This is a genomic window from Staphylococcus saccharolyticus (genome assembly GCF_900458815.1).
Taxonomy (GTDB): Bacteria; Bacillota; Bacilli; order Staphylococcales; family Staphylococcaceae; genus Staphylococcus; species Staphylococcus saccharolyticus.
Genome location: NZ_UHDZ01000001.1, coordinates 613,948 through 628,196 on the forward strand (window position 1 = coordinate 613,948; position 14,249 = coordinate 628,196).

The following is a 14,249-nucleotide window of genomic DNA, read 5'->3' on the forward strand; positions in this document are numbered from 1 at the left end:
AGAAAGAATAAGGTAAGCCCAATCTTAAAATTGATACCACAATATATATTTAGTGATAATTTTCAAAGAACGATGATTGAAATTGAATACGCCAAAAATTTTGTTTGGGTTGCACCAACATTGATAAGCTTGAACTTTTTTAGGTTCCGGTTCTTTAATATATGCGATTGGCTGTTTCATATGATTTGCCGCTTCTTGTAGTGTTTCGTATGCATTGCCTACATTAGCACCTAACATTGCAGCACCTAAAGCAGTAGCGTTGGATGATTCTAGAACGACTACTTTTTTATTTAAAATATTGGCATAAATTTCAACTAATAATTTACTTTTTTGCGGAATGCCTCCTGAAGCATAAACAGTATGTACCGGAATCTGATTATCTTCAAATTGTTTCATAATCATTTTAGTACCAAATGCGGTAGCCTCAATATAAGCACGATGAATCATTTCATAAGGTGTGTGAAGTGTGAGACCAAAAATACTTCCAGATAAATGACTATCACTTAAAATACTATGGTTACCATTAAACCAATCTAAAATAACACCATGTTGATCTTCGACTGCTATATTGCTTGCTAGGCATTCTAAGTATTCAAGAATAGGGATGTCTTTTTCTTGAGCTTTATCAATAATAGTTTTAGGAGCATGAAGTTTTGAATAGTTAAATAAATCACCCACAGCGGGTTGACCAGCTTCATAGGCATATAAGCCGGGAATAATAGCATCTTTAACAGAACCTGTAATGGCAGGGATAGGCAATTGTTTAGAATCTAACATTAAATGACATGTGCTTGTTCCAATAACAACAGTAAATTCACCCTCTTCAATGGCACCAACCCCTAGAACATCTGCATGTGCATCAATCATATAAGGCGAAATGTTTACTTTATGACTGAGCCCCCATAATTGTTGATAATGATTAGCTAAACAACCAGCACTCTCACCTATATTGATTACAGGTGCTTCACATTTTTCTTTTATAATTTGAGGAAGGTCAGCATCGACACGTTTGAAGAAGTTGTAATTAAAACCTGTTTCTTCATTCCAAAATCCTTTAAATCCAATTCCACAATTTGAGTGAATATTACGATCTGTCAGTAAACAGGTGATATAGTCACCTGCTTCCATAATATATGAAGCTTTTTTTAGAATCTCCGGTGCTTGATGTTTGACTTCTAAAATTTTAGGCACCATCCATTCACTATTTACACTTGAGCCATAATAGTCTAACCACGTTTTATTTACTTGTCTATTTGTTTGTATCATCTGTGTAGCTTCATCCTGTACACCATGATGTTTCCACAATTTAACATAGGCATGAGGATTTGCTTTTAGTTCTTCTGACGATGTAATGGTTGGAAATATTCATCTAAAAATACAATTGTACAACTCGTAAAATCGACACCAATACCTACAACATCTTGTTTATTCACTGGACTATTCTCTAAAACATGGTGAACACCATGTTCTAGAATATGAAGATAATCATCTGCATTTTGTAAAAAATAATGATGAGGTAACGGTTTTCCATATAAAGATTCGGAATATGTGCCATATGCATAATGTTCTTCATAACTTGATATTATACGACCATTTGAAGTATCCACTAAGATAACTCTCCCAGAAGCGATACCAAAATCAATACCTATACTGTAGCTCATGTAATCATTCTCCTTTATTTTGATAAACGTACAAACGCATGATAGTTACTGTCTTATTGTATTTTTTATAATAATTAAATTTTACAATAATGAAAGTGTTTACAAAAATATTTTGATGGCTTGTCTTTGACTGAATACATAAATAATCATCATTTATTTTTAAAATCTATGGAATAATAAGTGAAAAAGTGTAACAATATGTAAGTGAAACATTGTCGATATAGTGATTATACCTCATTGTAATAGATTATTTTAAACGGTCTAGGGGTTTCCTTATAACATGTGTGTAAAGTCATATCTTTTTATATGAATAGATGAGTATGACTTAAAATAAATGTCATTTAATATGATTGTGATTAAGGGAAGGGCAATGATATTGGTGAAAATTGAATGATAGTGATGACGATATATTGATAATATGAGGTCTTGCATTCAATTTAAATCGAAAGTATAAAAAGTAAATGTAAACATAAAATATTGACGATATGCCCCCTAAAAATGGGGATATTTGTAGTTCAAGAATGTTTAATACGAGTATCCACAATTCCTAATTGTTTATGTAATTGATACTTTAAAACATATCGATATGTAGGAGTTAATTTAACGAGGTTGAAAGGGAGATTATGTAATGATATTTGAAGTTGAGCATCAAAGACATGATGTTGATTTAATTAAAATTGATAATGATGAAACTAAAATTGTATTTACGAATTATGGTGCTAGAATTGTTTCTTGGAAGTATCATGATAATAATATAGTCTTGGGTAATGTGGTGGAAGCGGATGAATTCTATTTTGCTGATCCATTTAATTTTGGTGCTACTATAGGACGCTATGCAGGTAGAATTGCAAGTGCCTCTTTTGAGTTAGATGGTCGAACATATCAATTAGAAACGAATGATGGTGCTAATCATTTACACGGCGGAGAGAATGGATTGAATCGGCGTATCTTTGATTATGAAGTGATTGATGAGATTGGACAAATCAAAATTATTTTTACAACAACGATTAAAGAAGAGGAAGACCATTACCCAGGTGATATGACCATCAAGGTCACGCATACTTATGATGCTGATCATAAGTGGACAGTCCAATATGAAGCGGAATCAACTAAAAAAACATTATTTAATCCATCCAATCATGTATATTTCAATTTGAATCGGGACAATAATGCAGTAGATAATCATAGTATGAGGAGTTCTTCTTTAAAAATGTATGTATTAGATGATCAACATATTATCAAAGGTGATCAACCACTTGATTTACATCAAATAATTGATGAGGAAAAGATATTATTCAAAGATATATTTGAAAGTAATCATAAAGTGCTAAAACAACAAATGCTACATTACAAGGGGTTAGACCATCCTTTTGAATTTGGAGATTATGAGCTTTTAATCGATAATTCAGAATTTGAGCTTAAAATTAATACAGATATGCCTAACTTTGTAATGTTTACATTTAATGATCCTCAAAGTTGGGAAAGTGAATTTAATATTTATAAATCACATTCTGGATTTTCAGTAGAAACTCAATACTTACCTAACGATATTAATATGTTTGGGGGTGATGCACAATCTATATTAGAGTCGCATACACCATTTATATCGAAAACAAGTTTTCAAATTAATGAAAAATCATCTTTAAAATAGTTGAATATTAGATTATGAATAAAATTGAACGGTGTATTTAAATAAACGTTATTTTTTTAATTATTACTTGACTAAACGTAGGAAGGGGAGTGGGATAGAAGTCGTATTGAATTTGTTGTCCCACCCCGGCAACGAACCCCAACATAAAGAACTTCACTCAGAAATTCTTTATGTTGGGACTCCAGGACTAGAATTGAAAAAAGCTTGATGTAAGCGCATTTTCAATTCGGTTATCGACTGTCAATAGTTAAAACTACCTGAGACATTGATAGATGTTCCAGGGTCTTTTTATATTAATATGATTGAGCTTCAAATTAGAAATTTATTCTGTTTCAACACGAGCTTTCATTTTATGAAGTTGTTCTAATCTAGAAGGTGATAGGTAAGGATTTTGAAGTGCATAATTGATTTGTTTTAAATTTTTACGATCATTGTAATAGAGTTCATTTAAATCTTGTACACTTAAAAGTGTAGTATTATCAGCTTTTTTGATAAGTTCCAGATTGTCGTTGTCGTTGACATAACCTTCTTTAATTACTCTAAAGTAGAAACCTGTTTTTCCTGATTGAGACATGCGCTTAATTAAATTCGGAATATCGTATTTAGCTTGAATTTTCCAACAAGGTTCTCTTATTTCTGAAACTTCAATTATTGCTTCTCCAAGTTGATATTGATTGCCAAAATAAACGTTGCTTTCATCTAGATGCTCAACCGTTAAATTTTCACCAAACATGGCATAGTCTGGTAATTCAGAAAGCTCATCTTTGTACATTGTATAATTTGATTTGCTGAAACAACAAACAGCCTTATGTGGGCCACCATGCCCTTCATAAGCTTGCTCATCCTCTATAAATCCTAATTTAGATAACCACATTTGACCTTTAAAAGGAGATTTATCTAATGCAGAACGCATTGTTTTTTTCTTACTATAAGGCAATTTTTTAATTTTCCCCGTCGAAATAGCATACACTTTAATCAATATTTGTCACTTCTTTCATTTATATTAATGAGTATATTGTACAGTATATTTGTTGAAAGAGGGTATGAAAGGTGTAGTGATGAAAATAATAAATTTATTTTCAAGAGATGAATGGGTATTTAAAAAAATGAAACTCATGTAAAATAAAAAATAAGTATATAAAAGAGAAGGGACTAACAGCGCATGAAAGATGTTAAAGAACTTAAACTTATGACTCTAGATGATGTACTTAGCCAAATTAAAGATGGTATGACACTTGGTATTGGTACTGGTAGCACAATTGAGTTATTAGTACCTAAAATCGCAGAATTAATTCAACAACATCGTTATGATATTACTGGAGTCTGCACATCAAATAAAACAGCATTTCTAGCAAAAGAATTAAATATAAAAATTATTGAAGTTAATGATGTAAAACATGTAGATTTAGCTATTGATGGTGCTGATGAAGTTGATAATAACTTGAATCTTATTAAAGGTGGCGGTGGAGCACTATTTAGGGAAAAAGTAATTGATGAGATGGCAGAAAGATTTGTTGTAGTGGTTGATGAAAATAAACTTGTTGATTACTTAGGTGAAACTTTTGTTTTACCAGTTGAAGTCGATAAATTTAACTGGTATCAAATTGCCAAAACAATCGAAAGCACTAAAAGTATTAATGTAAATAGACGTGTGAGTCAAGATGTTCCTTTTACCACTGATAATGGTAATTACATATTAGATTGTCAACTTAAAAAGGGTATCGACCCTTATGAGATGCATGAATTTCTTATTCATTTAACAGGAGTGTTGGAAACTGGATATTTTCTAGATGTTGCTGATCAGGTAATCGTTGGTACTCAAGATGGTGTGAAGATTTTAAATAAGAATGATAGATAAATAAAAACGGTAAGTTCCTTTGATTAAATATGGAAATTACCGTTTTTACTTTTACTATAAATACTTATGGCTAGTCAGTTGGTATTTAAAATATAATATTATTTAGTTTTATCTGATTCAGAAGATTGTTCTTCCACTTTATTGATTTCATCTTTGACATCATTGACTACAGATGAGTGACGATCTTCTATATAAGAAGTAGGATCCTCTAATTTAGATTCTTTAGGAGTATCTTGGTTATCACTATCTGCTTCAGATTTCATATCTTCTTTCGTTTCACTGTTTTGATCTGTTGATTCGGATGTTTCGCTTAGATTAGCATTGTTATCTTCACTATTTGTAGCAGTTTCGTCTTGATAGGTGTCATCATCTTCAGTATGAGACAAGTAGCTGTTAGGCTCAATCTCATCAAGATTTTGTTTTGTTGTTTGATAAACGATAGCTCGAATGATTAAGCTAGCAATAATAAAAACAGCACCTACAAGCGTTGTAGAAAGTGCGATAACTTTCATAGAGAAAATATCACCTGTCTCTTCACTAAATAAGAACACAAGTGCAAATGTCATTGCTGCATGGAAGACAGTTGCAATATAAATGGTACAGCCTTGAGTAGCTCTAATTAGTTCACCGATAATCATTGAAAAAGCAAATGTATATAGGAAATGATATCCAGCGTATTCCATGCCATATGTAGTATTAGCAGTAAAGATTGAATACAGTAGACCAACAACGATACTAGCAAAGAATGTATTCATTTTCGTTTCAAGAATGTTCTGTAAGTATGAACGAAAACCAAATTCAACGACAAATGCCATTAATATATGTCCTATTAAAATAGTTATTAATGATACTGATAAATCACTCGTTTGTAATAAGATAAAACTATCAGCATACGTATTAAAACTAAACATTCCAATCATTAAAATGACTAGAGGTAAAATTAGCGCTAAAAGGATGCGTTCGATGACTTTTAAACTAATTGAGAACTTTAATCCTGCTAATTGTTCTTTTCTATACTTAAAAATTAATATACAAACAATTGCTGCAATAATAGGAGCTAAATTTTTAATATCAAAAACAAATCGTTTAACTCCAATGGACGTTTGAAAATCTCTAAGTATAATGGAAAGGACCATTGTAATGACAAAAAATACAAAAACCATCATTGCCCATTGGAACCCAGAAATTCGAGTGTTTTTCATTATATGTAACCTCCATTAGGTAACAAGCTAAAATTCTTTTATTTACAATTATACATCTTACAAGCATATGTTTAAATTGTCTATTTTATTTATCATCAAAATGTAATAGTACTGAATCATTTTACGGTTATCATAGATATAGCAAGCGTTGAATTAAAATTTTTCAATCGTTATACTTTAAGTAACTTATATGATAATGAATCAAGGGGGAAATATCATGTATAAACTTGCAGAACCAAATTTATGGACGGGACGCCTGGATAGTGGAACAGACAAACGTCAATTTAGGCATTTTCAAACAGTGAAATTTGAAGATTTGAATAACTTAGTACTTTCTAAGGAAAGAAAAGGTGTAGGATTATTAGGTTACGCAGTGGATAAAGGCGTCGAATTAAATAAGGGGCGTATAGGAGCAAAAGAGGGACCGAACGCAATAAAAAAAGCATTTGCTGGTTTGCCTGATTTGAATCAATGTGAGGAAATAGTGGATTACGGTAATGTAGAACATAGTCATGAACATCTAATTGAAACACAAGAAGAATACGCTATCTTAGCTGCAAAATCAATAAAAAATCATAGTCAAACATTTTTACTTGGTGGCGGACATGACATTGCATACGCACAGTACTTAGCGACGCGTAAAGTTTTTCCTAACCAGTCCATTGGTGTTATTAATATTGATGCACATTTTGACACACGTGACGAAGACGAATCTACCTCAGGTACTAGCTTTAGACAAATATTAGAACAAGATGAACAAGCAGACTATTTAGTATTGGGTATTTCACAAGGTGGAAATACCCAAGGATTGTTTGATTATGCGAAACAAAAAGAAATTCAATATGTATTTGCTGATGAATTGTTACATCAAGTTTCTCCCCCAATTAAAGATATGATTGAACATTTTATTCATGACCATGAAACAATTATGTTTACTATTTGTATGGATGTTGTTGATAGTGCTTTTGCGCCAGACGTAAGTGCACCTGCTGTTCTTGGTATTTATCCACATACAGTGTTTGAGTTAGCAAAGCGCATCATACCAGGTCATAAAGTAAACTCCATTAGTATTGCAGAGATGAATCCACAATATGATTTAGATCAACGTACAGCCAAATTAGTTGCCAATTTAGTGCATCATTTTTTAATATAATTCTGCTTAATCAACGATATAAAGACATAAAAATAACTCTCTTCAAAGCCTTCAATTAAGATATTTGCTTTGGAGGGAGTCGGTCATATACTTCATTACAATGATTATTTAATTTTGATATTCCAGTAATCTTAGCATTGACTGATAAGTGCTAAAATTACTTCTGAATGCTTACGTTTCTTTAAATAATTAATGTAAATCGTGCGCCCTATATTAGGGCGTATTTTTATACTATCCAAATCGTTAGCAAAATGAGACTGTTAATAAAATCGTGGAATGATAGCATAACCCAAGCCCAAACGCACAAAATTTGTTGCTGCTTCAAATCGATCGGCTTCTATCACAGTATTAGGATATTCATTCTATTAAAGAAGTCATCTAAATGCTTTTGCATTTGAGAATTCTTAATTGGCATGATTAAAGGTAAGTTTTCTATTTTTATTGCTTTATGATTAGGAAATTCATTTTTGGGTGTTAATAAAACATATGGTTCTTCATATAAAGGAATAGAAATAATATCTTCATGATTAATTTTCTCGTTTGTTAAGGTAAAATGGATATCAAAATTTAATAATTGATCAATCGATGCACTGCGATCATGAATTTCATATATTCGATATTTTTGGTTCGTATACATTTTATGATGTAATTGAATTACATTTGCTACCCATTGATGGGTTGATTCTAAAATTCCTATTTTTATTTTGGGCTCTGATGTTATGTTTAAGTCATACATTTTTTCGACAGTGGAATGATATTCTTGTACGAGTTGTGTCGCATACTTGTAAAATTGAATGCCTTTCTCAGTAATTTTAATATCTTTAGTTGTTCTCATAAATAAATCGTATCCTAAGTCGGCTTCCATTTTCTTTATTGTTGCAGTAAGAGAAGGTTGACTGATATGAAGAAAGTTTGCTGCTTTAGCTATTGTATTTAACAATAGCTAAAGCTAAAAAATATTCTAGTTGAATAACTTTCATGACTAGCTCCCCCGCATTTATAGTTTTAACTTATAAATAATTAGTTTATTTATATTTGTTACCTATACCATTGACTATTATACTCTAGTTGTAAGAGTTTTTCATTTTTAAAATTATGAATTAATTGAATTATTTAAATATTTTAGTTTTTTACTTAATCCATTTTATACTTTTAAAAAGATAGAGGATAATAATTATATAATGATTGTCTTTAATAATCAATAAAATATATACTATAAACTTTTTTATATTTAACAATTACGTTTAAATAACATACGTTTTAGCATAAAAAGTTTAAAAGCATTTATAGTATAATTCTTTCCTCTAGAGATGGAGAGATTTAAATGAGAGAAATTCATGCGAAAAAAGGGTTGGATATTGAGTGTAAAGGTTGGGAACAAGAAGCGGTATTAAGGATGTTATATAATAACTTAGATCCAGAAGTTGCTGAACATCCTGAAGGATTAGTTGTTTATGGAGGAATAGGAAAAGCTGTTCGTAATTGGAAAGCGTTTGAAGCTATTGAGAATACTTTAAGAGATTTAGAAGCTAATGAAACGATGTTAGTTCAATCCGGTAAATCTGTTGCGGTTTTTAAAACACATGAAGAAGCACCGCGTGTGTTAATTTCAAATTCAGTATTAGTACCAGAATGGGCAAATTGGGATCATTTTAATGAATTGGATAAAAAAGGGCCATTATGTATGGTCAGATGACAGCGGGAAGTTGGATTTATATTGGTTCTCAAGGTATTGTAGAAGGCACTTATGAAACTTTTGCAGAACTTGCGAATCAAGAATACGACAGCGATTTAACTGGCACGATCACGTTAACAGCAGGACTTGACGGTATGGGTGGTGCACAACCTCTTGCAATTACCATGAATAATGGAGTTGCTATTTGTGTAGATGTAGATGAAAGTAGAGTAGACAAGCGTGTGGAAACTAATTATTGTGATGTGAAATCTACAGTTTTAGATGAAACATTAAAGAAGGCACAAGAGGTGAAAGATAAAGGGAAATCATTATCTATTGGCTTAGTTGGTAATGCTGTTGATATACATCAAGCCATTTTAAATAAAGGATTTAAAATCGATATTATTACTGACCAGACAAGCGCACATGATCCATTGAACGGTTATGTTCCACAAGGATATACCGTCGAAGAAGCAAGAGAATTACGTAAAGATAATCCTAAAAAATATGTAGAGCAAGCTGAGGCTTCTATGGCTAAGCACGTTGAGTTAATGTTAAAATTCCAAAAAAATGGTGCCGTTGCTTTTGACTATGGTAATAATATACGTCAAGTTGTTTATAATAATGGTATTAAAAATGCATTTGATTTTCCTGGATTTGTTCCAGCATACATTTGACCGTTGTTCTGTGAAGGAAAAGGGCCATTCCGTTTTGCTGCATTAAGTGGTGATCCAAAAGATATTGAACGTGCCGATGAAGAAATGAAAAAGTTGTTCCCATATAATGAAAAATTATTAAGATGGCTAGATTTGGCTGAAGAAAAAATCTCTTATCAAGGCTTGCCATCAAGAATTGCTTGGTTAGGCTATGGTGAGCGAGTGAAAATGGGGTTAGCGTTAAACAAACTTGTACATGATGGTGAATATCAGCTCCTATAGTCATTGGACGAGATCATTTAGACTCTGGTTCAGTAGCTAGTCCAAATCGAGAAACTGAGGGAATGAAAGATGGAAGTGATGCTGTTGGTGATTGGGAAGTACTTAATGTATTAATTAATACAGCAGCTGGCGGATCATGGATTTCTTTCCATCATGGTGGTGGTGTAGGTATGGGATATTCACTACATGCCGGTATGGTTATCGTGGCAGATGGCTCAGAACGTGCAGAAAGAAGATTGGAAAGTGTATTAACTACTGATCCGGGTATGGGAGTAGTAAGACATGTTGATGCAGGGTATGATAAGGCTATTGAAACTGCTAAAGAGAAAGGCATAAAAATTCCAATGATTAATGAAGCGGGGGATCAATAATGAATGATTTAATTATCCAAAATATTCAAGAATTAATTTTACCTCAACCAATAGATAAACCACTTAAAGGTCATGAGCTAGACAAGCTTAAGGTTATCGAAAATGGAACTGTTGTAATCAAAGATGGTAAAATTTTTTATTCTGGACCTCATTCGGATGATTATGAAGCAAAAGAAATGATTGATGCTACAGGCAAAGTTGTTTCCCCAGCACTTATTGATGCACATACACATCTCATATTTGGAGGTTCTCGCGAGCATGAAATGTCATTAAAAAGGCAAGGTAAGTCTTATCTTGAGATTCTTGAAGCTGGAGGCGGTATTCTCTCAACAGTTAAAGCAACACGTGAAATAAGTGAAGACGAGTTATTTAAAAAAGCTGAACATGATTTGCTAACGATGGTTCAACATGGTGTTCTTACAATTGAAAGTAAAAGTGGCTACGGTTTAGATAAAGACAATGAACTTAAACAATTACGTGTATCTCATCGTCTAGCGGATAAGTGTGATTTGGATATGAAACATCCGTTTTTAGTATTTCATACAGTTCCAAAAGAAGCAAAATCAAATGAAGCATTTTCAGAAGATATGATTAATCTGCTTCCAGAGGTTAAGAAGTATGCAGATTTTGCAGATATATTCAGTGAAACAGACGTCTTTTCAATTGAAGAATCCAAACGGTATATGGAAAAAGCCAAAGAAGCAGGATTTAAAGTAAAAATACATGCCGATGAAATCGATCCTTTAGGTGGATTAGAGTTAGCCATAGATGAAAATGCAATCTCAGCTAATCACCTTGTAGCTTCTAGTGAAGAGGGTAAAGCAAGATTGAAAAACAGTGATACTGTGGCTGTTTTACTTCCTGCAACAACATTTTATTTAGATAAAAATGATTATGCTGATGCACGAGTAATGTTAAATAATGGCGGAGCAATTGCGATTGCAACCGACTATAATCCGGGAAGTAGTGTAATAAATAATCTACAATTAGCTATGGCAATTGCTGCATTAAAACTAAAACTGTCTCCAAATGAAGTTTGGAATGCTGTAACGGTTAATGCGGCTAAAGCTATTGATTCAGATGCTGGTACAATTAATGAGGGTGATAAAGCTAATCTTGTGATATGGGATTTACTAAATCATGAGTATATCCTATACCATTTTGGTATTAATCATGCTCAAAAAGTAATTAAAGAGGGTAAAGTTATTGTAGATAATGAATTTAATATAGATTAAGATAAATTATTTCGCCTATTATTACTAATTAATCTTACTCATGTATATAAATGTACTAGTTACTATGACAATCTTTGATAGTAGGTTACTAATGAAGGAGAGGGACATCGTACGTGATGACTTGCTCTTTTCTGTTTCGAAAATAAATGTATAAATCTTAGAACGCATTAAAAATTCAGAATTTTTTTGATATTAATGTTAAAATTGACTTATTAGAGATAATGATATGTTTCATTAAACAATAATGAAGCAATGCGTTTATAGTTTAGAATATTTTAGTAGGAAGGGGTTGAGTCAGCGATGACTAACTATTCAACATATATCAATTGGCGACGTCAATTTCATCGATTCCCTGAACTTTCAGATCAAGAATATAAAGCCACTAAGACTTTAAAACAAATTTTAAAAAGTTATCTAGATTTGCCTTTAAATACTGGTTTAGTTGCTGAAATTGGGGATGGAGAAGATATGGTAGCTGTAAGAACAGATATCGATGCTTTACCTAATAGAAGAACAAGTACATCATGAATTTACTTCAACAAATCAAGGTGTCATGCATGTGGCCATGATATTCATATAGCAAGTATATTAGCTGTTGTTACTAAATTAAAAGAAATAGAGAGTCAGTTAACTGGACGTGTACGTTTAATATTTCAAGCTGCTGAAGAATTGGGACACGGAGCGTTTAAAATTACTGATGCAGGTGTGCTTAAAGGTGCTAAAGCAGTGCTTGGCTTTCATAATTATCCCACTTTAAATGTTGGAGAATTTGCTATTAAATCAGGTGTGACCACTTCTTCAGTCGGTCGTTTTCAATTTCAAATTCGAGGGAAGGGTGCACATGCTGCTAAACCTGAGCAATGGAACGATCCGGTAGTCGTAGTTGGTCAACTTATTAATAGTTTACAAACAATTATAAGCTGAAATTTATCAGCATTTGATAATGTAGTCGTAACAATTAGTGAGATTTCTTGTGGCAATACTTGGAATGTTATAGCTGACAAAGCTTACATTCAAGGTACTGTTCGGTCGTATAGTGAAAAAATATTGATGATGGATTAAGTCAAGCGTTTAATGTTGATATTTATTTCTCATATTCTAGGCTTCCTGGAGCTGTAGTAAATGATAAATATTTTACTAAACTAGCAATAGAGGTCGCTAAAGAGGTGGAATATCATGTATCAATACTTGATGAACCACTTACTATTGGAGAAGATTTTTCAGGTTATACACGAGAATATCCTGGAGTATTCGCTTTCATAGGTTCCAATAGTAAATATGATTTACATCATCCTAAATATCATCCAGATGTGCGTATTTTGGAAAAAGCCCCCCAATATTTCGTACAACTCGTTCAACGTTTATTGACTTGAATTTTTAAGTTGGAGTGATTTCATATTTCTTATAATTTCCTATGATTAAATGTGCATGATAACTGGGTATATAATAAGCATTAAATTAATTAGGAGATGATTTGAAATGTCAGCTCAAGATCCTCGCAATAAATTTAAAACAGATAATTATGAAAAACAAGAACAAGAAGTTCCAGGTATACAAGCTAAGATGTCACCACAACCCGATTGTGGTGAAGACTCTTATCATGGTCACCATCGATTAGATGGCTTTAAAATACTAGTTACTGGTGGCGATTCAGCGATTGGTCGTGCAGCAGCGATTGCCTATGCTAAAGAAGGTGCAGATGTAGCGATTAATTATTTACCAAGTGAACAACAAGATGCAGATGATGTAAAACAAGTCATTGAAAGTGTTGGACAAAAAGCTATATTAATTCCTGGTGATATTAGAGATGAACAATTTAACTATGACATGGTTCAAGAGGCTTATCAGCAATTAGGTGGTTTAGACAATATAACGTTGGTTGCGGGTCATCAACTTTATCAAAATGAATTATCAGAGTTCAAAACCCAAGATTTTACTGAAACTTTCGAAACAAATGTTTATCCAGTGTTTTGGACAGTTCAAAAAGCACTAGAGTATTTACAACCAGGAGGTTCTATTACGACTACATCTTCTGTTCAAGGCTATAATCCTAATCCAATTCTTCATGATTATGCTGCAACAAAAGCTGCAATTATATCACTAACGAAAAGTTTTTCAGCAGAATTTGGTCCTAAAGGTATTCGTGTTAATTGTATTGCACCAGGTCCGTTTTGGTCTCCATTACAAATCGTTGGTGGGCAACCACAAAGTGCTATACCTACTTTTGGGCAAAACACACCATTAGGACGTGCAGGTCAACCTGTTGAATGTGCAGGAACTTATGTACTTTTAGCTTCTGATGATGCAAGTTATATTACTGGTCAAGTATATGGTGTGACTGGTGGAACTCAAATAGATTAACTTAACTATAGTTGTATGATTAGTATCAACTTTTCGGTGTGAAAGTACACGGAACGTGATAAACATTTTACAAACGTATACAGTTTAATATGAGATTTGTTTGTATAGTAAGGGCCTGGGACATAAACCAATGTCCTAGGCTTT

Annotated in this window: 6 protein-coding genes and 5 pseudogenes; 7 read left to right on the top strand and 4 right to left on the bottom strand. The window is 32.5% G+C overall.

What is annotated here, in order from left to right; all coding sequences use genetic code 11:
• Positions 1 to 120: 120 nt before the first annotated feature.
• Positions 121 to 1,661 (bottom strand): annotated as a pseudogene (locus DYE57_RS02755) (ribulokinase); the annotation flags it as partial.
• A 628-nt stretch (positions 1,662 to 2,289) separates the two neighbouring features.
• Here DYE57_RS02755 and DYE57_RS02760 point away from each other — a divergent pair.
• A complete protein-coding gene (locus DYE57_RS02760) occupies positions 2,290 to 3,312 on the top strand; it encodes an aldose epimerase family protein (protein WP_115312781.1) in 1,023 nt (340 codons plus the stop codon).
• 322 nt (positions 3,313 to 3,634) lie between these two features.
• Here the strand turns inward: DYE57_RS02760 and DYE57_RS02765 are convergent, their stop codons facing one another.
• On the bottom strand, positions 3,635 to 4,291 hold the full coding sequence (locus DYE57_RS02765) for an MOSC domain-containing protein (RefSeq protein ID WP_115312782.1): 657 nt from the start codon (positions 4,289 to 4,291) through the stop codon (positions 3,635 to 3,637).
• A 183-nt stretch (positions 4,292 to 4,474) separates the two neighbouring features.
• Between DYE57_RS02765 and DYE57_RS02770 the strand changes: the two genes are divergently transcribed.
• Positions 4,475 to 5,170: a ribose 5-phosphate isomerase A gene (locus tag DYE57_RS02770; protein WP_115312783.1), complete on the top strand. Its 696-nt coding sequence runs from the start codon at positions 4,475 to 4,477 to the stop codon at positions 5,168 to 5,170.
• A 367-nt stretch (positions 5,171 to 5,537) separates the two neighbouring features.
• Here the strand turns inward: DYE57_RS02770 and sdpC are convergent.
• Positions 5,538 to 6,372: pseudogene (gene sdpC, locus DYE57_RS02775) on the bottom strand (peptidoglycan release complex CPBP-like subunit SdpC); the annotation flags it as partial.
• Positions 6,373 to 6,589: 217 nt separating this feature from the next.
• On the opposite strand from sdpC, the gene hutG reads away from it, so the two are divergent.
• Entirely contained in the window at positions 6,590 to 7,525 is a 936-nt protein-coding gene (hutG, locus tag DYE57_RS02780) for a formimidoylglutamase (protein ID WP_115312785.1), read from the top strand.
• 131 nt (positions 7,526 to 7,656) lie between these two features.
• On the opposite strand, the pseudogene DYE57_RS02785 reads toward hutG, so the two are convergent.
• Positions 7,657 to 8,505 (bottom strand): annotated as a pseudogene (locus tag DYE57_RS02785) (LysR substrate-binding domain-containing protein).
• Between the two features lie 344 nt (positions 8,506 to 8,849).
• Between DYE57_RS02785 and hutU the strand changes: the two are divergent.
• From hutU to DYE57_RS02805, 4 genes and pseudogenes are all read left to right on the top strand, one after another.
• Positions 8,850 to 10,509: pseudogene (gene hutU / locus DYE57_RS02790) on the top strand (urocanate hydratase).
• Positions 10,509 to 11,744, top strand: a complete 1,236-nt coding sequence (gene hutI, locus DYE57_RS02795; protein WP_115312786.1) for an imidazolonepropionase — start codon at positions 10,509 to 10,511, stop codon at positions 11,742 to 11,744. The pseudogene hutU and the gene hutI overlap by 1 nt, the downstream one beginning before the upstream one ends.
• Before the next feature lie 300 nt (positions 11,745 to 12,044).
• Positions 12,045 to 13,117 (top strand): annotated as a pseudogene (locus DYE57_RS02800) (amidohydrolase).
• Positions 13,118 to 13,223: 106 nt separating this feature from the next.
• Positions 13,224 to 14,105, top strand: a complete 882-nt coding sequence (locus tag DYE57_RS02805; protein ID WP_115312787.1) for an SDR family oxidoreductase — start codon at positions 13,224 to 13,226, stop codon at positions 14,103 to 14,105.
• Positions 14,106 to 14,249 lie beyond the last annotated feature (144 nt).

Bases quoted from the DNA above. Each gene is read 5' to 3' on its own strand.
- DYE57_RS02760 (WP_115312781.1), top strand. From the start codon at position 2,290: ATGATATTTGAAGTTGAGCATCAAAGACATGATGTTGATTTAATTAAA.
- DYE57_RS02770 (WP_115312783.1), top strand. From the start codon at position 4,475: ATGAAAGATGTTAAAGAACTTAAACTTATGACTCTAGATGATGTACTT.
- hutG (WP_115312785.1), top strand. From the start codon at position 6,590: ATGTATAAACTTGCAGAACCAAATTTATGGACGGGACGCCTGGATAGT.
- hutI (WP_115312786.1), top strand. From the start codon at position 10,509: ATGAATGATTTAATTATCCAAAATATTCAAGAATTAATTTTACCTCAA.
- DYE57_RS02805 (WP_115312787.1), top strand. From the start codon at position 13,224: ATGTCAGCTCAAGATCCTCGCAATAAATTTAAAACAGATAATTATGAA.